This is a genomic window from Dyadobacter soli (assembly GCF_900101885.1).
Taxonomy (GTDB): Bacteria; Bacteroidota; Bacteroidia; order Cytophagales; family Spirosomataceae; genus Dyadobacter; species Dyadobacter soli.
The window spans coordinates 373,934-395,510 of record NZ_FNAN01000005.1; the positions used below are offsets into that span (position 1 = coordinate 373,934).

Sequence of the window (21,577 nt, forward strand, 5' to 3'; positions counted from 1 at the left end):
GTCAAAATTACGTCTTAATTCGTAGATTTAACGAATAAAGAATTGGAAGGAAACTTAAAAGTGCGATTGTACCGGGACTCATGGAACTGATTTTATCCCAAACCGACTGGCAGACTATTCACCACACACTCCAACATTTAAACCTGATCGGCATCACCTTTTCGCCGGATTTCACCATCCGCAGCGTAAGCCCGCACGCCCTCATGAAAACGGGCTGGCACGAGTCGGATCTGATCGGTTTTAGTATTTTCGACAAGCTGATCCCGAAAGAAGAGGAACACGAGGTAAGGCAAATGCTCGAAGAGGGTATTCAGGGAAAACGCAAGCTCGAACAGCGTGAAGTGCCATTTCTGGCTCAGAAGGGAACGTTACGGACATTCTCCATTAACTCGGTGCTGATGCACCAGGAAAATGGGGATGTAGAATGCATTACACTCGTAGGCGACGACATTACCCGGCGCCGGAGAATGGAATCCGCCATTGCCAAATCCAATTCGCAGTTGCAGGATCTGGTGGATAATACCAGCGATTTGATCCAGCTCGTCGCGATCGACGGCAAATTCATATTTGTGAACAAAGCCTGGCGCGAGGTGCTCGGTTATGGGCTGGACGAGATCGCTTCGATGCGGATGGAAGATATTCTGCACCCGCAGCACAAGGAAGAGGCCCTCGAACAGCTCAAACGGATCGAGCAGGGCATTGCCAATCCGAGCTTCGAGGCGGTTTTCATGAACCGCGACGGGAAAAAGGTATTTGTAGCAGGTAGTGTGAACTGCCGTTTCGATAATGGCAAACCGACCGCATTTCGCTGCATTTTAAATGATTTTACAGAAAAGATAAGGGCTGAAAAAGCGCAGAACCTGTATTACAGCATTGCCAACTGGACGGTCAATACCCAAAACCTCGACGAATTTTATCACGGTATTCATGACGAACTGGGCAAGATCATCGATGTAAGGAACTTCTTCATTGCATTGTACGACCCGAGCAAAAGCTTCATTTACTTTCCCTATTATGTAGATCAGTATTTCAAAGGGAATGTACGGTTTACCAAACGGAAACTGGGTAACGGTCTGACGGAATATGCGATCGCTTCGAACAAGCCGCTTTTTCTCTCCGATACGGACATTGAAAAGCTGGCCAAAACGAACAGCCTGTATCTCTACGGCGTCACGCCCAAGGTGCTTCTGTGCGTGCCCCTGCGTATAGGCGACCGGGTGACCGGGATTATCGGGGTGAAATCTTACGACGACCCCAATATGTTCGACACGCGCGACCTCGAATTGCTGGAATTCATTTCCGGGCAGGTGGCGATGGCGATTGCCCGCAAGCAAAGCGAGGAGGAGCTAAGCAAATACCTCGCACGCTTGAATGCGATTTTCGATAGCAGCTCGCATTTGATTTGGTCGGTGAATAAATCACTGCAACTCACTTCGTTTAACCGGAACTACGCGGATCTGATTCATAATCAGCTCGGTGTACGTCCGTCGCTGCAATCCAGCGCGGAGAAATTCGGGTGGCGGATGGTTGGTAACAGCAACCGCCGGACGCTCGAAACCAAATACCGGCAGGCGTTGCGTGGCGAGCCACAGTATTTCGAGTTCAAGATCGACCGGAAAGACGCGGGAGAAATGTGGCTGGAATTTTACCTGAACCCGATCCATTATGCCGACGGCGTGATCGAGGAGGTATCTGGTATTGCACGCGACATTACCCGCCGGAAAGAGGCCGAGCTCTCTCTAAGGCACAGCGAGGAGCTTTTCAGGGGTATTTTTGAAAACTTGCAGGACATTTATTGCCGTATTAACCGCATGGGCGAGATCACGATGATCAGCCAGTCGGTATTGAAACGGCTCGGATATTTACCGGGTGAGGTGATCGGGCATAAGATTACCGAGTTTTTTGCGGATAAAAAGCGCATTCACTCCGCGCTGATCCGGCTTCGGAAAACCAAAAGTCTGCGCAACTTCGAGATTACCATGTACCGGAAAGACGGTACCGAGCGTCAGTTTATGATCAATATGCTGATGTTTACCAACGACAAAGGTAAACCGACCGAAGTAGCCGTGCTCGCCCGCGACATTACCGAGTTGAAACGCAACGAGTTGGAGCTTCTGAAAGCTAAGGAACATGCAGAGCGCTCGCTGAAAGTGAAGGAAGGATTTTTAGCCAACATGAGCCACGAAATCCGCACACCGATGAACGGGGTGATCGGGATGATCGATTTGCTCGGCGAGACACCTTTGAATGTGGAACAAAAGGATTACGTGCTCACAATCAAGCGGTCGTCGGAAACGCTGCTGAACATTTTGAACGACATTCTTGACCTTTCCAAAATAGAGGCGGGCAAAATGGAGTTGCACGAGGCGCCGATCGCGGTAGAGGAATTGCTGCTCAAACTGGTTTCGCTTTTTGGTCAAACAGCTAAAAGCAAAGGAAATACGCTTTCGTATCATATTGCGCCGGATATTCCGAAGTTCATCATTGCGGACCAGACGAGGTTGCTGCAAATTATGTCCAACCTGACATCCAATGCATTGAAATTCACCGAGAATGGCTCGGTAAAGGTGTTTCTCACATTGGAGAAAAAAGAAGGATTATTTCATAAGATAAAAGTGGAAGTGCAGGATTCCGGGATCGGGATCAGCGCGACCGACAAGCAGATTTTGTTTACCTCATTTACCCAACTCGACAACTCTTCACGGAAGTCGTTTGGCGGTACGGGCCTCGGACTCGCCATTTCCAAACAGCTTTGTGCATTAATGAATGGGGAAATAGGCGTCGAATCGACGCTCGGGGAGGGTAGTACCTTCTGGTTTACATTTGAAACAAAGGAAACATCGATAGCACAGGTCAGCACGATCATTCAGCAGGAAGATACGCCGATCGAGGACGTATTCGCCGACTACCACCCGTCGATCCTGCTCGTCGACGACAATGCGGTGAACCGGAAGGTTGCGAACGAAATTCTCAAAAAATCGGGTTGTGAAACGGATCTCGCCGAAAGTGGTTTTAAGGCCATTGAAATGGTGGAGAAGAAATACCACTCCGATGCCAAAGGCTATGATATTATCTTCATGGATATCCAAATGCCCGATATGGACGGTGTGGAAACGACCCAGGAGCTCAAAAAGCGCTTTTCAAAAGGCCTGGGACCCATCGTTGCCATGACGGCCTATTCCATGAAGGAGGACCGCGACCGATTTATGAGCCAGGGCATGGACGATTATATTGCCAAGCCCATCCGCGCGCAGACGCTCGTGCAAAAGGTGAAGGAGCTGATGGGAAATCTCGAAAACCGCAAGCTCGAACAAAAGCAAAAAGAAATCGCTCAGGAGGCGATGGTACCGGTGCTCGACAAGGAGATCATCGATCAGCTGGCCGGTATTGGCGGTGCGGATCTGGTGTGGTCGGTGTTTGAGGATTTTGTCGGAGAATCGGACGAACTGGTAGCGGGCGCTTTGGAGGCTTTTAAGAACGGCGATATCAAAACAGTGAAAAGTAATTTGCATACCCTCAAAGGAAGCGGGGGCACGGTAGGCGTTTCGCAGGTAGCTGAAATTGCACGGGATGCCGAATGGCGGCTCAAATCGGACGATACGAGTACGCTCGCAGAGGCGCTACCGGCATTGGAAAATGCCTATAAGCGGTTTTTGGCAAGTTATAAGGGATTGTTAGGGGAGTGGTTGAAGTAGGCCGACCACCGACCGCCGACCACCGACGGCTGTTGGTTACGGATAGAGGACGATTGACCATAGACCATGGACCATGGACGGTGATAGGTGGGGAGGAAAGGCCAATCGCGGGTGTTTAAGCGATGCTTGTTGGTTCTTTGGAGGTGGGCTGTTCGTCGGTGAAAATTGGCTGTTTGTCTGGGAAAATGTCCTGAACTGTCGATTGTAGGGTTTTATTGTTGAAGTGCATTAAACTTTGGTAACCAAGGGAGCTCTAACCAGCAATAAACCTTTACAGTCATGAACAGATTTACATTCCTCGTCCTCCTGCTAGCCGGTTTCGCCGCTCCGGCATTCGCGCAAAATGCACAGATTACCGGCGCTGTCGTCGACAGTGTGAGCCATGAAGCGGTAGTAGGCGCATATGTGGCGGTGAGCCGCAACACCCCGGACGCGAAACCCGAATATGTGACGACGGATGTGAATGGCAAATTCACTGTTACCGGGCTGTCGAAGCAGGTTTCCTACCTTGTTAAAATCACCTATTTAAGTTATAAAGATTTCAACCGGTCGGTTACGGTTACCAAAGACATTGAAAATCTGGGGACCATTACCCTCGCGGAGGCCGTTGCCAACCTGAAAGAGGTGAAAGTGGTGGGACAAGTGACCGCCATGGAGCAGAAGGGCGATACCACGCAATTCAATGCAGCGGCATTTAAAGTCAACCGCGACGCGACTACCGAAGACCTGATCCAGAAAATGCCCGGCATTACCGTTACAAATGGGACGGTAACGGCTCACGGCGAGACGGTTAACAAGGTTTTGGTGGATGGTAAGCCATTCTTCGGCGACGATGCCGCATTGACCCTCAAAAACCTCCCCGCGGAAGTTGTCGACAAAATTGAGGTGTTCGATAAACTGAGCGACCAGGCGCAGTTCACGGGTTTTGATGATGGTAATGGGCAGAAAACCATCAACATCGTCACCCGGGCCGACAAGCGGATGGGCAAGTTTGGTAAGGTATTCGCAGGCTACGGCCTCGATGACCGGTACCAGGCCGGCGGTAATGTGAGTTTCTTCAAAGGCAACCAGCGTATATCCGTCATCGGGTTGAGCAATAATATCAATAACCAGAACTTTTCCAGCCAGGATTTGCTGGGAGTTTCGGGAGGCGGAGGCGGTAACCGTGGTGGCGGCGGTTCTGCGGGTAACTTTCTCGTAGGCAACCAGAGCGGGATCACGGGTACCAACTCGTTTGGTCTAAATTATTCCAATCAGATCGGCAAAAAGCTCGAACTAAGCGGCAGCTATTTTTTCAACAGAACCAGTAATAGCAATGTGCAGGGCCTTTCGCAGGAGTATTTTCTGCAAGGCGGCGCAGGGAACCAGTTTTACAGAGAAAATAGCCGCACTAACACCACCAACTCCAATCACCGCCTGAATTTCCGCATCGAGTACAATATCGATCCTAAAAACTCACTCATTATCACACCGCGACTGAGCTTTCAGAACAACCATTCGGGAAGCGTGAAGGCGGGGTTGACTACACTAGCATCGGACGGCAGCAATGTCAACAGTTCCGACAACAGCCAGGGCAATGCCAATAAGGGCTATAATTTCTCCAACGACATTTTGTTCCGCCACGCATTCGAGAAAAAAGGCCGTACGGTTTCCTTCAATTTAAATACGCAGATCAACGACAGAAACGGCCGCCGCGACCTGTATTCGAGAAATACCTATTTCGACAACCTCGCGCTGGGCGATACCGTAATGCGTGGCGACACGATCGATCAGCGCAGCTTTACGCACTCGGACAGGATCACATTGGGCGGCAACTTCGTGTATACCGAGCCGATCAGTACCACCGGCCAATTGCAGTTCAATTACGGATTAACGGTTCAAAACAGCAATTCGAATAAGGATACTTACAATATGAGCTATGACGATGGCACCTATTCGGATCTGGATTCGCTTTTGACAAATAATTTCGATAACCGCTACATTACCAACCGGGCAGGTTTGGGCTATCGTTACCGTAAAAACAGCTGGTCGGCTAACATTGGGCTCGATTTTCAAAATACCGGCCTGTATAGCCAGCAACTGGCGCCGATTAATAACAAGGTCGACCAATCGTTTACCAACATTTTGCCCAATGCCATGATCAATTACCGCTCGAAAGAAGGCGCGCAGTTCCGGGCATTCTTCCGCAGCTCGACCAACCAACCGTCCATTTCACAGTTGCAGAACGTGATTGATAACAGTAATCCATTGTCGCTCACAGCCGGTAACCCCGATTTGAAGCAGGAATACCGCAACATGGTCAACGTCCGCTACTCGCTGGCCGGTGCGAAGAGACCTTACAGTTTCAATGCGATGATTTTCGTGACGCAGACCAATAATGCGATTGTGAATTCGACGTACATTGCGCAAAAGCCGGAGACATTGCCCAATGGTATTTTCCTCGAACGAGGCGCCAAATTCACCGCACCGATCAACGTGGATGGCAGCTGGAATGCCCGGTCGTTCATCGCCTACGGAAAGCCTATTGCGCCTTTGAAACTGAATGTAAATGTGACGACCGGTTTCAACTACGTGCGGTCGCCGGGTATGATCAACTATGTGCCGAACTACTCGAACACGTACGCGATTTCGCAAGGGCTGGTGGTGAGCAGCAATATTAGCGAGAAGCTGGACTTTACCGTTTCATACTCAGGTAATTATAATGTGGTGCGAAATACTATTCAGCCCAATTTGAACAATAACTATTACACACAAGGCATTACGGCCCGCGTGAACTGGATTTTTGGAAAAGGATTTGTATTCCAAAGCGATATCAACAACCAGTCGTACCGTGGTTTGGGTGCGGGCTTCAACCAGAATTTTACGCTCTGGAATGCCAGCGTAGGCAAGAAATTCCTGAAAAACAATGCAGGCGAGCTGAAACTGACTGTTTTCGATATTCTTAAACAAAACAACAGCATTACCCGCAATGTTACCGAGACTTACGTGCAGGACGTGACCAACCGCGTGCTCACCCAATACGCTATGCTCACATTCACTTACACGCTTAGAAACTTTGGCAAGACGCCTTCCAACAACGACGGCAATTACAGAAGACGTGACTTTGATGGCGGCGGCTTCCCCCGCGGTGGCGGAATGGGTGGCGGCGGCGGCGACCGCGGACAAGGCGGAGGCCGTGGGTTCAACAATTAAGACATTAAACCCTTCATTTCAGTGCAAAGAAAATCCCGGGGCGTCAGGCTCCGGGATTCTTTGCTTTCAGGAATGCTGAAATGCCTTTGAGAATATTGAAAGCTATTTTTTGTCGGGGAAAGGAATGATAAGCTTTTCGCCTCTTTCGGAGAAGTCGCGCGTTTTACCGTTCGCTTTCATCAATGCGTCCTTGGTAATGCCGTACTTACTGGCAACTACACGAAGTACGTCGCCGGCACCTACGGTATGTACAGCCTTAACCTGTATTTTCAACTTCGTCGTACCTGCTTTTACATCGGAAACGGAAGAATTGAGCCCCTGCAAAGTTTCAGTTTTAAGGTTATAACGGGAAGCAATGCTCGAAAACGTCTCACCACTCTTTACGGTATGCGTTATTTGTTCTCCACCAATTGATGAAGCCGAAATAGCGGGTTTTTCCGCCTTTTTAGGTTCTTCTTTTTTCGGCTCCTCGGTTTTTTCTTTGACCGGCTCAGGCTTGGTTTCGTCCGCTGGCTCGTCCACAGGCGCCGGTTCATCACTGACAGGCTCGGCCGCGCTTTCTTCCAGTGTGGAATCCACGACTACCGAAGTGAGCTCTTCGGAACTGGAAGAACTGTCGGAAATATATTCGTAACCGACGTAAAGCATTGCCAATACCAGCAACACCAACACGAGCAAAGTAACAATAGGCAGATTCGACTTTTCAGTAGGACGGATATTTCTTTTCTTCGGGAATTCGTCTTCCATAACCTGGCCAGATTCTATTTTTTAGTGGAGTTAATTTTCTACGAAAATAATAAAGACAACCTAGTTTCCAAGTTGATTTCTCAATTCCTCGTTCATCACTGCAACTTTCTCTTTCAGGCCTTCTTTGAATGCATCGAGCCTTTTTGCGACGTCCGCATCACTCGCTCCGATGATCTGGGCAGCGAGGATTCCGGCATTTCTGGCACCATCCAGCGCTACTGTCGCCACCGGCACGCCCGCAGGCATTTGCAGGATAGAAAGCACCGAATCCCAGCCATCGATCGAATTACTTGACAATACCGGCACTCCAATTACCGGAAGGGACGTCAATGACGCGACCATGCCCGGCAAATGCGCAGCTCCGCCTGCACCTGCGATGATGACCTGCAATCCGCGGCTACGCGCCGACGCTGCGTATTCCAGCATGCGCTCCGGTGTGCGGTGCGCGGATACGATCTCCATTTCATATGAAACGCCCAGTTCCGTCAAAGCGTCTGCGGCCAGTTGCATTACCTTTCTGTCGGAAAGGCTGCCCATGATAATCCCTACCATTGGTATATGTTACTTCGTTTTGTGACTGATTACTTTGATATTGTTCTTCACGAAATCCGCTTTGGCTTTCAATGAAGCGATGTCGGCATCCATGATCGTAATATGGCCCATTTTGCGGAACGGCTTGGTGAGCGCTTTCCAATAAAGGAACGGGAATACTTCCGGCGTTGCAAGCAGTTTCTCCATTCCTTCATAAACAGCCGGGCCTTCATACCCGTCCTCACCCAGCAAATTCACCATTGCCGAGGGCCCGTACGCGTGCGTGCTACCCAGCGGCAGGTTCAGGATCGCGCGCCAATGCTGTTCATATTGCGAGGTCGCATTCGCGCGGATGGTATGGTGGCCGCTGTTATGCGGGCGTGGCGCTACTTCGTTAATCAGCACTTCTCCCTCGGGTGTGAGGAACAGCTCTACTGCCAGCAACCCTACTATCTGAAAGGACTCAGCCGTTTTCCGCGCGATTTCCTGCGCTTTGGCATTCACTTCCTCACTGATTTCCGCAGGGGCAAAAAGGTATTCAACCAGGTTGTGCTCGGGATGGAACACCATTTCCACGGTTGGAAACGTCTCCATCTCGCCCTTTGCATTGCGGGCCACGATTACCGCCAGTTCTTTTTCGAATGGTACCGCTTTTTCAAGCAGGCCGGGTTTATCGAATGCCTTGTCGAGGTCATCGGCGGAAGTCAGTCTTTGCACCCCGCGCCCGTCATAACCGTCTTTTCCGAGTTTGTGGAATGCGGGTAAAAAAGAGATATAGTTTGAAACATCCTCGCGGTTTTCTGTGAGGATAAATTCAGCGGTAGGAAGCTGTTTTTCTGCGTAGAACTGCTTCTGAATGCGTTTATCCTGTATCTGGCGGATCACCGAAGGCTGCGGGTACACCTTTTTGCCTTCCTTTTCGAGCGCTTCGAGCGCTTCAACGTTAACCTTTTCGATTTCAATGGTAATGACGTCGAGGTCCTTACCGAAGTTATAAACGGTGTCAAAATCTTGCAGCGAACCCTGGGTAAAGTGGGGTGCTATTTTCCGGCACGGCGCTTCTGCGTCCGGGTCGAGCACGTGAATATCGAGGTTCCAGTCGACGGCCGCTTGCAGAAGCATAAGCCCCAGCTGCCCGCCGCCAAGAATTCCAATTCGGGATGAAAGCATTTATGAAATGATATTTTCCCGCAAAATTGGTTTAAAAAGATGGGAGATGAAAGGAATGTTGGGTAAATGTCTGGTTGGGAAACACCGGGTGATGTGGGCTTGTCGCTGGGAGAATGCGGTTATAACAATGCATTTGAAACTTTCAGTCCCGGAATCATTCTGAAATCTTTCAGGTTTGCGGTGCGTAGTTCCAGATTGTAAATCAGCGCGGTCGCGGCAATCAGCGCATCCGACGCGGTCACCGAATGCGACAATGCAAACGAGTGGCCGATTTCGGTAGCCGCTTTTGCAATAGCCTCATTCAAATCAAAATGCATGAAGCCATTGAGCAAACGACGGATTTTCGCCAACTCAGCTCTGTTTAAACACCCGTTGTAAAGTTCCAGAACCACGATCGTGTTGACAGCGAAACCGTGCTTGCCGATGCAGTCTATAAATTCGATAGCAGGCTGTTTCCCTCTCAGATAGTCGATGAGGATGTTGGTATCCAGCAAAAGCATGTCAACATCTGAAATCGCGACGAATCCTTCTTACATAGGCGGCAGAATCACCAACATGTGAAAAAGGCTTTACATTGGGATCGTCGGCCATTGCTTCTTCTTCGGGCGTTAGTTCCTCACAAATGATGCGCCCATGTGTAGCGGGATCGAGTCGTGCGTAGGAACCAACAGGTTCATGGAGTTGAGAAGCATTTGTTGCTTCGAGATCAAGATAGGGCACTGCTTGCAAGGCATTGCCATGCTTTCCGGCTGACCTGTTTTGGGAAGGTGTTTTCATAGTGGTGTTATTTTTGATTTTCACAAAATTACGCATTCCCTCCCGGATCGAAAAGCCGTTAAATTGTCACAGGATAATTGCTATTTTAAAAACCGAATCAAGCCAATCTCCACCAGCAAGAAGAACAGCGCAGCGTACAGGAAGAACTTCCAAAGGTTAGTTCCCATATTCTGCTGCTGGAAGGCGGTTGAGAAGGCGTCGTCGTCGATGCGGTCGAAGACCTGGACGTTCTTTTTGCCCGAGAATGCGGCCCGGAGCTCGTCGGGGGAGTAGTATTGCAGTTTGGACTCGGCGTGGTTGTGGTTGAGGGCGATGATCTGCTCGGTTTTATTGTCAAGGACTACTTCGAAATAGCCGGCGGTGAGGCCGTCGGCAGTCTGTTCGCCCTGAGGGATTTCGAGCAGGAGCTGGTTGCCGGCCACACGTTGCACAGGAATGATTTCAGTTTTATTCCGTCTCAATTTGTAGACGGAATTGGGCTTCGGCTTATCGACGGTCAGGCTGATCGGGTTTTCATCGAAAGTGAAGGAAGTACGCTGCTGACGGACGCTCGAAGCGGCGATTTTATACATTACCGGCACGAAAATCGCGTGCTGCGCTACATTACCATTTTCCTGGCCCAGCGGCGCGGCAAAAAGGTAAGTTTTGCCCGAGCCCGAAAGCACCTGGTTGAGATAAGTTTGTCCGTTGCGCAAAGTAAGCAGTTGCTGCCCGGCATTGGCCCAGCTCCAAACAGGCAATGCACCCGGCAGGTTGAGGTTCATTTCCTGCCGCATCGATTCCTCGAAAACATCGCTGAAAAACGGATTGTTGCGATCGGGGACGGCGATTGGAAGCGGTGCCTGCGCTTTTTCGGAAGTAATGCCGTTAATGCCCAGTCCGCTCAAAAAACGGCCATAACTGTCGACTGCCGGTGTAGCGGGAGGGATCACCGCCAGACTGCCGCCTTGCCGTACAAAGTCCTGCAAATCCTGTGGCAAAGTACCCGAAAGCTGCGTGACGCCTTCCAGTACCACCAAATCCGAGTTTTTGATCAGCCCCGGATCGACATTCTGCGCGCTATAACTTTGTAATGTGAAGAGGCTGTCGTTCGCATACACATTCTCGATATAATTACCTTCCGGCTTTTGCCCGTACACGTGCAGCACGCGGATGAGCGGGGAGGCATTCAGCACGAAATAGTAGTCGTTATCAAAAGTAACCGGGAAATCGTCGAAGGTAATCTGTCCCTTTTTATAACCTTTCCCTTTTAGATTGAAGTTGAATTTGGCCGTCGCGCTGCCGTTCGCAGGCACATTAACCGAGGCCGTGGATGCCTGCGTATTATCGAGGCTCAGTTTCAACACCACATTCCGGGCCTCGCGGTTGCCGGAATTGCTCACCTTTACAAAAAGGATATTGTTTTGAAGCTCCCGGATGAATGGCGTGTTCAGCCAGGCGGAATCCACGAATACATTCTTCTCGGCCTCGGCTTGCACCGGTACAAGGAAAATCTGGTTGGTGGAATCGGTTTGGATGCTTGAAAGATCTCCTACCGTGCTTTTCTGGAAATCCGAGAACCAGAAAAGCTGGTTTTTGCCCGATTGGGAATGCCGGGCCATCAGGTTTTCCTGGCGCTTGTATACCTGTTCGAGCGTGCGCGGTGTGCCCGAGAGGCTAATGGTCGTCAGGCGGTCGCGGAGCTTTTCGGCGGGGTAGAGGCCCTGCTCCTGGGCGGAAAAATCGTTGGTGACGAGTTGCAGTGAGGTCGCGTTTTTGAACAAACCCAATAAATCGCCGAGGCGGCCGGTGGCAATGTCGAGGTAGCGCTTGTTGTTCAGCTCACTTTCCATGCTCAGCGAATTATCCAGGTACAAGCTGGTAATACCCCGTCTGTCGACGGCCACGTTGCTTTCCGCGGGAATGAACGGCTGCGAGAATGCGAATGCAAGACAGGCGATGGCCAGTATCCTGGCCGCCATCACGAGCCAATGTTTGATCTGACGAATGGACTTCGTTTGCGTTTCAACCGCTTTCAGAAATGCGACATTCGTAAAATAGATCCGTTTCGTCCGCCTGAAATTGAAAATGTGTACGGCAATCGGAACCGATATCGCCAGCAAACCCCACAGGAAGGACGGAAAAAGGAAACTCATGTAGCTTAGGATAGTCTTTTATAAGTGTTCAGTTGCCCAATATGGCTTCAAAACGACACTTTTCAAATGTTCAACGCAGTTAGTAAAGACAAATTACACCATTTTCTCATAACAGTTTTTTATTTCCCGACCTTTCTCATATCTCGGACGCTTTTTTCTAACTTTGCACTTCATTTTGCCCGGACAATAGTTCAAAGCGCCGTTGCAAACAGAGAAGATCGTTAATTTAAACTGAGTTATGGCCAAAGTTTCGGTAAACAAACACCAGCCCGTCTATCAAATGCCTACGAACCCGGCTGCGGTTCGTACCAAGAAGTACGCCTTACCTACCCAAAAATACATTTCACTGGCCATGCGTTATTTTTTCAAAACGCAGCTCAAATGGGTAATGATACCCGTGGCCCTGATCCTGATCAATGCGGTAATCAGCCTCACAGGTGTGTATCCCAATTTGTGGATTTACATCACGGTTGTCGTAGCTTCGATCCTCTATGTGCTCTTCTGGCTGATCCAGTTCACCGGCATCACGCAGCTTGCGCAATACAAGCCGATGTTTGAGAAATTCTCCTACGAGATCGATAACCGCCAGATCCTCATGAAGCTCAATGCGAAGGAAGGAAGCGTGATGAAATGGGAGCAGATCCTGGACGGTTACAAGGACAAAGACGCTTATGTACTGGTTATTTCAAAAGGACAGTTCCTGCATTTGCCATTCTCCATCTTTAATACAGAGCACGATATCAAGGTTTTTGAGCGTATTCTGAAGCAGAAAGAACTATTGAAAGCCTGATCGACGGCATTCACAAAAAAGGCCCGGCTAGTAAAGTCGGGCCTTTTTTGTGGGCGGTTATTTAATACTTGCCTCCTGGTGATGCTTGGTGAAATTCTTTTCGCCTGCCGGCACTGAGATCGCCAGGTGATTATTCAACGGCGGGATCGGGCAGTTGTAGCCGGTGCTGTATGCGCAATAAGGATTATAGGCCTTATTGAAGTCGAGAATGCATTTGCCGTCTTTCAGATCGGTCGTTTTAAGGTCGATATAGCGGCCGCCGCCGTAGGTTTCGGCGCCGTTGGTTTTGTCTTTGAAGGGGACAAAAAGATAATCTTTGTATTTGGCCAGCTGTTGCAAGCTAAGGCTGCGGTAAACAGTCAGCTTTTGTTTCTTGCCATTGACCCTGAATTTCAGTACCCCGTATTTGACGTACGTTTTGTTCATTCCGCTGTAAGTCGGCATTTCGAACGACTTGCTTTTGGCCTTTTCGAAATGTGCTTCCACGCGGTACGACGAATCGGGCGCGTAGAACTGCAAATAGGGCAGGTCCGCCTCTTTGAGCGGCGAGTTCTCCGAATGCAGGAACTCCTCCTTGTAATGTTTTCGGTACTGACTAGTCTCTTCGGTAAAAGTTTGTGCTTGTGATCCAAACGCCGCGACCAGAACTATTAACAGTGTGCTTAAAACAACTTTCATAAGTTAGGGAAAAAAGAAATCCGGTAATTTTTACCGGATTTTATAAAAATTATTCCAGAAACCCAAAAGCGGGGGAACTTATTGAACTATCGGGCTGAAATTTTCTTGATTTTCGACTCGTCGATATTGAATGCCTTCACAACGGACTCGTAGTTGTTAAAATCTACTTCCGCATTCGCACGTCCCTGCAGGAAATCGGCAGGTACCACTACCACACGGAACTCAAAATCATTGGTCCAATCGGTAGCGAGTCTGGATCGGTCAACGTTTGAGTCCACAAAGATCTCCATATCCTTATCGGTGCGGTTGAAACTGTAAGTAACGATGAGGCCATTGTTACCAAATGCTGTTTGCGGCAGCGGTTGATATGATTTGAGGCCGTCTATGGTGTCCCAATGCACATATACGAGCACGGCGTCGGAAGGCAACACTTCAATATCTTCCTGGTCGAAATTAAGGACGAAGCCCCAGTTATTGGCAGCAGTAAAGTTTACTTTGGTGATGTCGAAAGTGATTCCCAGCACGTCGCCTCCGTTCGGTCCCGGATCGCCTTTCGGACCACGGCAGCTTTGGAATAATGCGACGACAGCGAGTAACAGCAGGGGCAAGAATTTTCTGTTCATGACTTGTGAGTTGAAAGAATTGAGAAATCTGTTAAGTTTTTGTGATTAGATGATGATGCAATTATAAAGTTTAAATCCCGATCGGGCATTAACCTTTATTAACTAAAAAATGCCGTTCCACGCATCAGAGGGGGGCATACACTGGAACAGAGGACGGTAAGTAATTATTGTATTTTTAATGAAGGTAATGTTTGCGTAGATATCGTTTGCATGCTACTTTTCCCGGAAACAACGATTTTAGAATCAACTAACATTAACAAGAAACAACGATGATTAACCGTAAAGCAACAGCCATTTGGAAAGGTACCGGCAAAGAAGGTACAGGTACGATCAGCACGCAGAGCACAGTTCTGGAAAATACCCAGTACTCTTTCAATACCCGTTTCGCAGATGGTAAGGGCACAAACCCCGAAGAACTGGTTGCCGCTGCGCACGCCGGATGTTTCGCCATGAAACTGAGCTTCGAACTGAATGCTGCCGGTTTCACTGCCGACGAACTGAATGCTACTGCTACCATTTCTCTCGATCCGGCACAGGGCAAAATCGTGAAAAGCGCGATCGAACTGAAAGCGCAAGTTCCGGGTATCAGCGCCGAGCAGTTCGCGGAAGTAGCCGACAAAGCGAAAAAAGAATGCCCTATTTCCCAGTTGCTCAACACGGAAATTACATTGAATGCCGAGCTGGTAGGCTAATAAGTTATTCAATTCCAGGAAATCGCCATGCTGCTTGCAGTGTGGCGATTCCCTTTTTAGTCGATAAAAAGATCGCTGGCAATGCGGTCGGCAAAGAGTTTGCCGGCTTCGGTGAGTACCAATATCCCTGCTTCCTCCCTGATCCAGCCTTTCCGGGTCATTCTTCCCAGTTCTGCATTGGCCTGTAATGCAAATGCTCCCACCGAAAGCGTTTCCAGCTTATCTAGTTCAACACCCCATTTCGTGCGCAACCCGGTGAGCAGGTATTCGTTGGTCTGGTCGGCGGGCGAAAGCGTTTCTATGGTTGCCGGAATAGCGTCTTTTTGAAGTGCTTCCAGGTATCTGGCATTGTTGGAAATATTGTACTCGCGGCTCGCGCCATTGTACGAGTGCGCGCTCGGGCCCACACCCAGATAGGGATGCTGCTTCCAATAGGAGCTGTTGTGGTTACTGTATCGGCCATTTCTTGCAAAGTTCGAGATCTCATACTGCTCGTAGCCATTCTCACCAAGGGATTGAACCAGTATTTCAAACTGCTGTGCCGCATATTCTTCTTCGATGGGCCTGATCTTCTTCTTTTTCAGCCAACTGCCAAATGCCGTTTGCGGCTCGATAGTGAGGCAATAGGCAGAAATGTGCGGCACATTTAATGTAAATGCTTTCGAAAGGTCGGTCAAAAGAATGCTATGATCGTCGGCGGGAATGGCGTAGATCAAATCGATGGAAATATTGTCGATACCGGCATCCTGGGCCAGTTTCACGCATTGCTCGGCTTCCAGCGCGGAATGCGCACGGTTCATAAAACGCAAATGTGGCTCGTGGAAGGATTGAATGCCGATGCTCAGGCGGTTAATGCCCGCTTTGGCAAACATTTGAAGCGTGGCCGCATTCAGGTCGTCCGGGTTGGCTTCGAGGGTAATCTCGGCATTGGGTGCGACGCGGAAATGCGTGTGAATCGTTTCAAGCAGGGAATGTAGTTCGGCTTCGTCGAGCATCGAGGGAGTGCCGCCGCCGAAATAAATGGTTTCCATATCCCCATCCGGCAAATAGGCTTTCCTCAAAGCGATCTCCCGCGCAATGGCCTCCACGACGGCCCGTTTGTTGGCGGTGTTGGTACTGAAATGGAAATCGCAATAATGGCAAGCCTGTTTGCAAAAGGGGATATGGATGTATAAATGCATTATCTGTTATTTTTCTGCCACTCCCAGCCGATCTTCACACCGGCCCAGAGGTTGTTTTTCGGCGCGCTGTTATAGTAGCGGTTACCGAATGCGTTCAGGTCGTAGCCAAGGCTGTAAATGCCCGCGTTGACTTTCTCCGCGGATGCCGACAACTCGCTGTAAAAATGCTGTCCCCAGCTCTTTTTCCAGCTCACGCGCGCCATCCATTGGTTGTAAGACGTGTTTTTGACCGTGTTTGCGTCGTTCAGGTAAAACGAATCACCGTGCTGGTAAGTCAGGAATGCCGAAATGCCGTATCTGAGCAACACATCGAGGCCCGTCGATTGGGAGAAACGCGGAATGCCCGGGATGAGTTTCCCGCTCAGGTCAACATCGGCCTGCTGGAACTCCTCATAGGTATATTTGGTGTAAGTGCCGGTATTCCAGAGTTTCAGGATGACGGGCAGCTGCGGATTGGAAAGAATGTCCCAGTTAACCGTCCATTCAACGCCACGCTGTTTGGTTTTACCTGCATTAATAAAATATTCCGCGCCCGCCTCGTCGAGCCTGCGCACGATCGCATTGCGCAATCCGAAGTGGTACAAACTGATCTCTCCCGAAATGACCTTCCCGGCTTTGCGGATGCCGACTTCGGTGTTAAAACCTTTTTCCGCTTCCAGATCCTTCCGGAAACCACCTGCCGACGGCCGCACTTCCTGCAAGGTAGGAGGGGAGAACCCGCCGCTGTACGATGCCGTAACCGACCAGTTGCCCGCGATCACCTTGTTGGCGGCAAAGCGTGGAATGAATATGCCGTCGAATGTCTTCTGATCTTCGTTGAATGGGAGCGGGAAATAGCGCTCGTATTTGTATTTCGAAGTATTATAACTCAAACCGGCGCTCACAGTAAGGTCGGTGAGCAAAGTCGCTTCCAGCTGGCTGAAAACCGAGAGATTGGCGGTGCGAATATCCTCGACGGTTTGCTGCTTGTCCGCAACGCCGCCTTTGTTATCGTAATTACGCTGCGCCGATTTGCCGTACTGCCATTCAAAGCCGCTCGTCCAGTTGGTCTTCACATTACCAAATTCCGATTTGTTTTGCCAGATATTCCGTCCTCCGATACCGTTTTCATCTCGTTTTTCAAAGTTAGAAATGAATGGATTCGCAAAATCGGTGAAGGTCAGATACAACGCCGTGGATTGCGTCCATTTGTCGGACAATTGCAATACGTAATTACCGCCCAGCAATGCTAAACGCGTGTAAATAGCCGCTTTTTGTGCCTCGCTACCCGGTACGGTCGGCGTCGGCTGGCGTGCTAGTTTGGGATCGGCCTGGTATTGGGCAAGGTTGATGCCTCCCGGCGTCTGGTAATACAGATCGGAGTACATTCCCAGCAGCGACAATGTGCCTTTTTCTCCGATATTGGAAGATGACGTAAACCGTATCGCATCGCGCACCATGCCGCTTTGTGCACGGTAGCCGTCCTGTTCGCTATGGCCGTATTGAATCGAAATATCACCGATCTGCAAGGTAGAATTGCGGCTCTGGAAACCGTATTTGCCAAAACTCGCACTTTGTTCCACCCGGTTCTGAATCGGATTGTCGGGTCGGCTTTGCATGAGCACCACGCCGCCGGTACCGGCACCGTAAATGCTGCTACCGGGGCCTTTGATCACTTCCATACTCTGGATAGCACCAAAATCGACGGAGTTTAAAGGCGTATTACCGCTCGCGTCGGTGAAGGGAATGCCATTCCAGTAAAATTTCACATTGCGCACCCCAAACGGCGACCGTATCAGGCTTCCCCGTACCGAAAACCGGTAACTGCCGGGTGAGCGCTCTTCCATGCGTACACCGGGAATGGTGTTCACCGCATTGGCCCATGTGTAATTGGGAAACCGTCCCAGCGAGCGCGGTGTAAGCATTCCTACCGTGGCGGTGGTGGTAAGCGGGTCTTTTTCGGATTCAAATGCGTGTACGGTAACCTCGCGCAGTTCGCGCGCTTGCAGCGAATCGCTTTGGGCCAGGGCGGGCCCGGAATCGTGGAAAATGATAAAAGCGGCCAAAGCGCCGGTAATAGAGATTTTGAACATATAGGTTTAGGAGTATATTAATAAAATACAAATCTGATCATAAATGCCAACAGTTTCAACACTCGCTATGCGCTTAACCGTGCTGTTTGGTGCGAAGTTCAACGACTTCCGGCGGTCTGAGAAGAATTTTCTACAAAAAGTACGCCGGTAACGGTTCTAAGCACTGGTAAGGTTTTTGTTTATCCCAAAGCAATCACACAATAATTGAAACCAACTTTTAATACCCGAAAACATGAAAAAGATCACCTGGATTGTCGCCTCTCTGTTACTCGTCGGATCATTGTCACTGACGAGCTGTTCAGAGAAAACAAAAGACTCCGCAAATGAAACCGTGGAGGAAGCTAAAAACGATATGGACGAAAACGTGGCCGATGCCAAAGCCGATATCAAGGAAGCAGGGGATGATTTTGAGGCCAAAGTGAAGGAAGATAAAGACGAATTGAAAAGGGATATCGACGACGCGATCGGCAAGCTGGACCGTAAAATAGAGGAAGCCGACGCCAAGATGGACAAAGCGGCCGACAAGGAAAAAGCCAAATGGAAAGAACGCAAAAAGGAGTTGAATGCAGAGAAAGAAGAGTTGCAGGCTTCCTGGAAACGCGCTCAGAACGAGACTGCCGATAAGTGGGACGAGTTCAAGGCCAACACCAAAGAAAAGATCGCCAAAGTGAAAGCGGATCTGAACGACTAATAAATTGATGAGGGTTATGGAATAATGAAAAATGCTCCGGGTTTTCCGGAGCATTTTTTTATTTCATCGGTAAGTGAATTTCGGTCATCATACATCGCGCCGAGCCGCCGCCGTTGCCCTCGATCACCGAAAGGTCGGTGTGGAGCAGGCGGGCATAGTCGTCGAGGCGGTCTTTCTGCCGCGACGTAAGCGATTCGTAAGCTTGTGTGGACATAACCAGGAACTTTTCGCCTGCGCCATTCCGCACCATGAGCATATTGCCCGCGAAATGCCGCATTTGTTCGAACGTGATTTCGATTACTTCCTTATGCGTCTCCTCCAATACAGATCGCACCATCAGGCGCTCGTCGGGGTCTTTAATAGCTTCGAGGCACACCACCGCGAAAATATCGCCCACGCACATCAGTACATTGGTATGGTAAATGGGCTTGCCGTGCTCGTCGGAAGCCGAGAATGCGATGGTTTCGTAGCCCAGCGCGTCGGCGAACGCGTCGAGCACCTCCCTGTGCGTACGCGGCGACAGGCATGCGTAGGCGATCTTGTAACGCCGGTCGAACACCATGCTGCCGGTACCTTCGAGAAACTTGTCCTGCGCTTCGAAATGGGTCAGGTCTATTACCTCTTCCACTTTAAAATCGCCCGCGAGTGATTCGATAATGTCGCTCCGGCGCTCCAAACGGCGGTTTTCGGCCATCATCGGGTAGAGTACCACTTTGCCGCTCTGGTGAAATGACACCCAATTGTTGGAAAAAACCGCATCGGGGCGATCCACCTCGTCGGTATCATCGAAAATGTGCAGTTCCAGACCGGCTTTTTGGAGCTGGTCGATCATCAGGTCGAACTCTTCGCGGGCGGTTTCCTGGGCTGTGCCTTTGGTTTGCTGCGCGAACGACTCCTGCTGAAACTCGTTGCTTCCGGCGGTTTCCTCATTGAAACCGAACCGCACAGGCCTGATCATCATGATCCGGGCAGTAGACTGCGGCTGGATTTGAGCGGATGAAGTGATGACGCGCATAGGGGTAGTGGTAATGATTGGAAATGTATCTTCAGAACAAAGTGTCAGGTATTGTCCTTATGCAATTTAAGATTTTGACGGCTCGATTACAATACTAAGCATGGCGCAACAACGGCATACTCATGCAATGCGACCCGCCGCGTGCACGCGAAAGCTCGGCGGAAGGTAATGTGATGAACGTATCAGTCATATCTTCGGGCGACAGCTCGTTGTGTTCAAATTTTTCCAACAACCTTTTCGCGGTGATCACCTTAAAACCTTCTTTCTTGAATGCTTCCAGCGTTTTATCGTTCCGGTCGTAACCGATCACGACGCCGTCGCGCAATGCGAGCAGGTTGCAGGAGTCGGTCCATTGCTCGCGCTCGCCGTACGGGAATTCGTTCCCACCGGAATAAATGAACCGGACGCGGCCGGTAACGCCCAGGTCGTCGCGACTGATTTCCGTCAGTAAATCTTCGAGGTTTTCGATTTCCCGTGGTTGCTGTTCGCTGCCTTTGACGAACTGCAAAATCCGGAACTCCTTATTCACATCCACCGGCGCGAAGAAATGCAGCACATCTTTCTTTTTCGACTCGTCACCCAGCCGTGCGAGCGAGCTCAGGAGCACCCAGGTGTCTTTCTTAACCTGCGTAAAAATCGTGTCGATGTGCATGTAATCCCGCTTTTTAGGAATTTTGATGATGGTAATCTTGTCAACGACATTTTTATCAAACAAAGTTTTCATCACCTGCTGCGCCGCGTAAATGGAGGTGCGTTCGCTGCAACCGATCAGCAAATGCCCCCGCGCGACCATCATCACATCCCCGCCTTCGAGCGTACAGCGGTGGTAGTCGCTCGCTTTTTCGTCGTCCGGCAAGAGGAAATGCCGCTCGTTTTCAGGTATTTCAATGATGTTTTGTTTTAAATGGGCAAACATCGGGTGGTAGAAGAACACGAACTGCGCGAGTATGGATTCTCTCGTCCGTGCTGCCTTGGCCGGTTTGTTGAGCAGAATGTGGTCGTTGATCACAATGCCGATGTCGCGCGTGAATATTAGGTTGGGCAGCGGCGCGAAGAGCATTCTTTTATCCGAACAATACCCCGAAATGAATATGCGGGCCAGTTCGTGCGCATCGAAGCGGTGGAGTTCTTCCTGGATCTGGTAGGAGCATCGCTCGATCCCGCAGATGGCAGCGGTGAGCTTAATGCGGGTACTTTGGTCTTCCAGAATGTCACCTAACAACCGCTGAATATCCACCACGTGGTCGGAAGCGAAGTAGTTTTCGGTGCCGGGAATGAAGAAGGAGCGCGTCGGGTCGTCGTTGATCTGCGAAAGTTTGCCTTTGATTTTTTCCGGATCGAGGAAGTAGAGCAGGAGTTTTACATAATAATCATATTCCTTCCTGCGCATGGTATCCAGGTGTACGATGTCCTCGAAAAGCCAGTCCTGCGCTTTGCTGGGTACTACCTTGCCCAGGCCACGGTCGGGACTGTGTATCAGCAGCCTTTTCAGGGTGCCGGTCTCCGAGGAAACGCCGACAGGAAACCCTGTTATCGGATTAATAGCCATAAATGAAGTGTTTGGAACGCTGGGGCGCAAAGTAAATGT

The 21,577-nt window shown here is 50.0% G+C and carries 17 protein-coding genes; 5 read left to right on the forward strand and 12 right to left on the reverse strand.

Annotation, left to right across the window (positions count from 1 at the left end):
* Positions 1–80 precede the first annotated feature (80 nt).
* Complete coding sequence (locus BLQ88_RS09990; RefSeq protein WP_090148862.1) at positions 81–3,695, forward strand: PAS domain S-box protein; 3,615 nt, start codon at positions 81–83, stop codon at positions 3,693–3,695.
* Between the two features lie 279 nt (positions 3,696–3,974).
* Positions 3,975–6,887: an outer membrane beta-barrel protein gene (locus BLQ88_RS09995; RefSeq protein ID WP_090148863.1), complete on the forward strand. Its 2,913-nt coding sequence runs from the start codon at positions 3,975–3,977 to the stop codon at positions 6,885–6,887.
* Between the two features lie 102 nt (positions 6,888–6,989).
* On the opposite strand, the gene BLQ88_RS10000 is transcribed toward BLQ88_RS09995, so the two are convergent.
* The 6 genes from BLQ88_RS10000 to BLQ88_RS10025 all read right to left on the reverse strand — a co-directional run bounded on the left by BLQ88_RS10000 (position 6,990) and on the right by BLQ88_RS10025 (position 12,247).
* Positions 6,990–7,634 (reverse strand): LysM peptidoglycan-binding domain-containing protein, encoded by a 645-nt coding sequence (locus BLQ88_RS10000; RefSeq protein ID WP_090148865.1) that lies wholly within the window; start codon positions 7,632–7,634, stop codon positions 6,990–6,992.
* A 60-nt stretch (positions 7,635–7,694) separates the two neighbouring features.
* Complete coding sequence (purE, locus tag BLQ88_RS10005) at positions 7,695–8,186, reverse strand: 5-(carboxyamino)imidazole ribonucleotide mutase (RefSeq protein WP_090148866.1); 492 nt, start codon at positions 8,184–8,186, stop codon at positions 7,695–7,697.
* Between the two features lie 9 nt (positions 8,187–8,195).
* Complete coding sequence (locus BLQ88_RS10010; protein ID WP_090148868.1) at positions 8,196–9,335, reverse strand: 5-(carboxyamino)imidazole ribonucleotide synthase; 1,140 nt, start codon at positions 9,333–9,335, stop codon at positions 8,196–8,198.
* Positions 9,336–9,454: 119 nt separating this feature from the next.
* Positions 9,455–9,835, reverse strand: a complete 381-nt coding sequence (locus BLQ88_RS10015; protein WP_090148869.1) for a type II toxin-antitoxin system VapC family toxin — start codon at positions 9,833–9,835, stop codon at positions 9,455–9,457.
* A 1-nt stretch (position 9,836) separates the two neighbouring features.
* Positions 9,837–10,112 carry a hypothetical protein gene (locus BLQ88_RS10020; RefSeq protein ID WP_143016825.1) on the reverse strand — a complete coding sequence of 92 codons (276 nt, stop codon included), beginning with the start codon at positions 10,110–10,112 and terminating at the stop codon, positions 9,837–9,839.
* Positions 10,113–10,192: 80 nt separating this feature from the next.
* Positions 10,193–12,247, reverse strand: coding sequence for a BatA domain-containing protein (locus tag BLQ88_RS10025; protein ID WP_090148873.1), 2,055 nt, complete (start codon positions 12,245–12,247; stop codon positions 10,193–10,195).
* Between the two features lie 238 nt (positions 12,248–12,485).
* Here BLQ88_RS10025 and BLQ88_RS10030 point away from each other — a divergent pair, with 238 nt between their 5' ends.
* Positions 12,486–13,037, forward strand: a complete 552-nt coding sequence (locus BLQ88_RS10030; protein WP_176884963.1) for a YcxB family protein — start codon at positions 12,486–12,488, stop codon at positions 13,035–13,037.
* Between the two features lie 57 nt (positions 13,038–13,094).
* On the opposite strand, the gene BLQ88_RS10035 is transcribed toward BLQ88_RS10030, so the two are convergent.
* A complete protein-coding gene (locus BLQ88_RS10035; protein WP_090148875.1) occupies positions 13,095–13,715 on the reverse strand; it encodes a DUF1684 domain-containing protein in 621 nt (206 codons plus the stop codon).
* A gap of 86 nt (positions 13,716–13,801) precedes the next feature.
* On the reverse strand, positions 13,802–14,338 hold the full coding sequence (locus BLQ88_RS10040) for a hypothetical protein (RefSeq protein ID WP_090148877.1): 537 nt from the start codon (positions 14,336–14,338) through the stop codon (positions 13,802–13,804).
* A 269-nt stretch (positions 14,339–14,607) separates the two neighbouring features.
* Here BLQ88_RS10040 and BLQ88_RS10045 point away from each other — a divergent pair, with 269 nt between their 5' ends.
* Complete coding sequence (locus tag BLQ88_RS10045) at positions 14,608–15,030, forward strand: OsmC family protein (protein ID WP_090148879.1); 423 nt, start codon at positions 14,608–14,610, stop codon at positions 15,028–15,030.
* Between the two features lie 56 nt (positions 15,031–15,086).
* Here the strand turns inward: BLQ88_RS10045 and hemW are convergent, their stop codons facing one another.
* Positions 15,087–16,211, reverse strand: coding sequence for a radical SAM family heme chaperone HemW (gene hemW, locus BLQ88_RS10050; RefSeq protein WP_090148881.1), 1,125 nt, complete (start codon positions 16,209–16,211; stop codon positions 15,087–15,089).
* A complete protein-coding gene (locus BLQ88_RS10055; protein WP_090148882.1) occupies positions 16,211–18,283 on the reverse strand; it encodes a TonB-dependent receptor in 2,073 nt (690 codons plus the stop codon). Before BLQ88_RS10055 ends, hemW begins: the two co-directional genes overlap by 1 nt.
* A gap of 232 nt (positions 18,284–18,515) precedes the next feature.
* Between BLQ88_RS10055 and BLQ88_RS10060 the strand changes: the two genes are divergently transcribed.
* Positions 18,516–18,974 carry a hypothetical protein gene (locus tag BLQ88_RS10060; RefSeq protein ID WP_090148884.1) on the forward strand — a complete coding sequence of 153 codons (459 nt, stop codon included), beginning with the start codon at positions 18,516–18,518 and terminating at the stop codon, positions 18,972–18,974.
* A gap of 58 nt (positions 18,975–19,032) precedes the next feature.
* On the opposite strand, the gene ctlX is transcribed toward BLQ88_RS10060, so the two are convergent.
* Positions 19,033–19,989, reverse strand: a complete 957-nt coding sequence (ctlX, locus tag BLQ88_RS10065; RefSeq protein ID WP_090148886.1) for a citrulline utilization hydrolase CtlX — start codon at positions 19,987–19,989, stop codon at positions 19,033–19,035.
* A gap of 94 nt (positions 19,990–20,083) precedes the next feature.
* Positions 20,084–21,538, reverse strand: a complete 1,455-nt coding sequence (locus BLQ88_RS10070; RefSeq protein WP_090148989.1) for an arginine deiminase family protein — start codon at positions 21,536–21,538, stop codon at positions 20,084–20,086.
* Positions 21,539–21,577: the final 39 nt, after the last annotated feature.

Coding starts and splice junctions, on each gene's coding strand:
- BLQ88_RS09990 (WP_090148862.1), top strand. CDS start 81: ATGGAACTGATTTTATCCCAAACCGACTGGCAGACTATTCACCACACA.
- BLQ88_RS09995 (WP_090148863.1), top strand. CDS start 3,975: ATGAACAGATTTACATTCCTCGTCCTCCTGCTAGCCGGTTTCGCCGCT.
- BLQ88_RS10000 (WP_090148865.1), bottom strand. CDS start 7,634: ATGGAAGACGAATTCCCGAAGAAAAGAAATATCCGTCCTACTGAAAAG.
- purE (WP_090148866.1), bottom strand. CDS start 8,186: ATGGTAGGGATTATCATGGGCAGCCTTTCCGACAGAAAGGTAATGCAA.
- BLQ88_RS10010 (WP_090148868.1), bottom strand. CDS start 9,335: ATGCTTTCATCCCGAATTGGAATTCTTGGCGGCGGGCAGCTGGGGCTT.
- BLQ88_RS10015 (WP_090148869.1), bottom strand. CDS start 9,835: ATGCTTTTGCTGGATACCAACATCCTCATCGACTATCTGAGAGGGAAA.
- BLQ88_RS10020 (WP_143016825.1), bottom strand. CDS start 10,112: ATGAAAACACCTTCCCAAAACAGGTCAGCCGGAAAGCATGGCAATGCC.
- BLQ88_RS10025 (WP_090148873.1), bottom strand. CDS start 12,247: ATGAGTTTCCTTTTTCCGTCCTTCCTGTGGGGTTTGCTGGCGATATCG.
- BLQ88_RS10030 (WP_176884963.1), top strand. CDS start 12,486: ATGGCCAAAGTTTCGGTAAACAAACACCAGCCCGTCTATCAAATGCCT.
- BLQ88_RS10035 (WP_090148875.1), bottom strand. CDS start 13,715: ATGAAAGTTGTTTTAAGCACACTGTTAATAGTTCTGGTCGCGGCGTTT.
- BLQ88_RS10040 (WP_090148877.1), bottom strand. CDS start 14,338: ATGAACAGAAAATTCTTGCCCCTGCTGTTACTCGCTGTCGTCGCATTA.
- BLQ88_RS10045 (WP_090148879.1), top strand. CDS start 14,608: ATGATTAACCGTAAAGCAACAGCCATTTGGAAAGGTACCGGCAAAGAA.
- hemW (WP_090148881.1), bottom strand. CDS start 16,211: ATGCATTTATACATCCATATCCCCTTTTGCAAACAGGCTTGCCATTAT.
- BLQ88_RS10055 (WP_090148882.1), bottom strand. CDS start 18,283: ATGTTCAAAATCTCTATTACCGGCGCTTTGGCCGCTTTTATCATTTTC.
- BLQ88_RS10060 (WP_090148884.1), top strand. CDS start 18,516: ATGAAAAAGATCACCTGGATTGTCGCCTCTCTGTTACTCGTCGGATCA.
- ctlX (WP_090148886.1), bottom strand. CDS start 19,989: ATGCGCGTCATCACTTCATCCGCTCAAATCCAGCCGCAGTCTACTGCC.
- BLQ88_RS10070 (WP_090148989.1), bottom strand. CDS start 21,538: ATGGCTATTAATCCGATAACAGGGTTTCCTGTCGGCGTTTCCTCGGAG.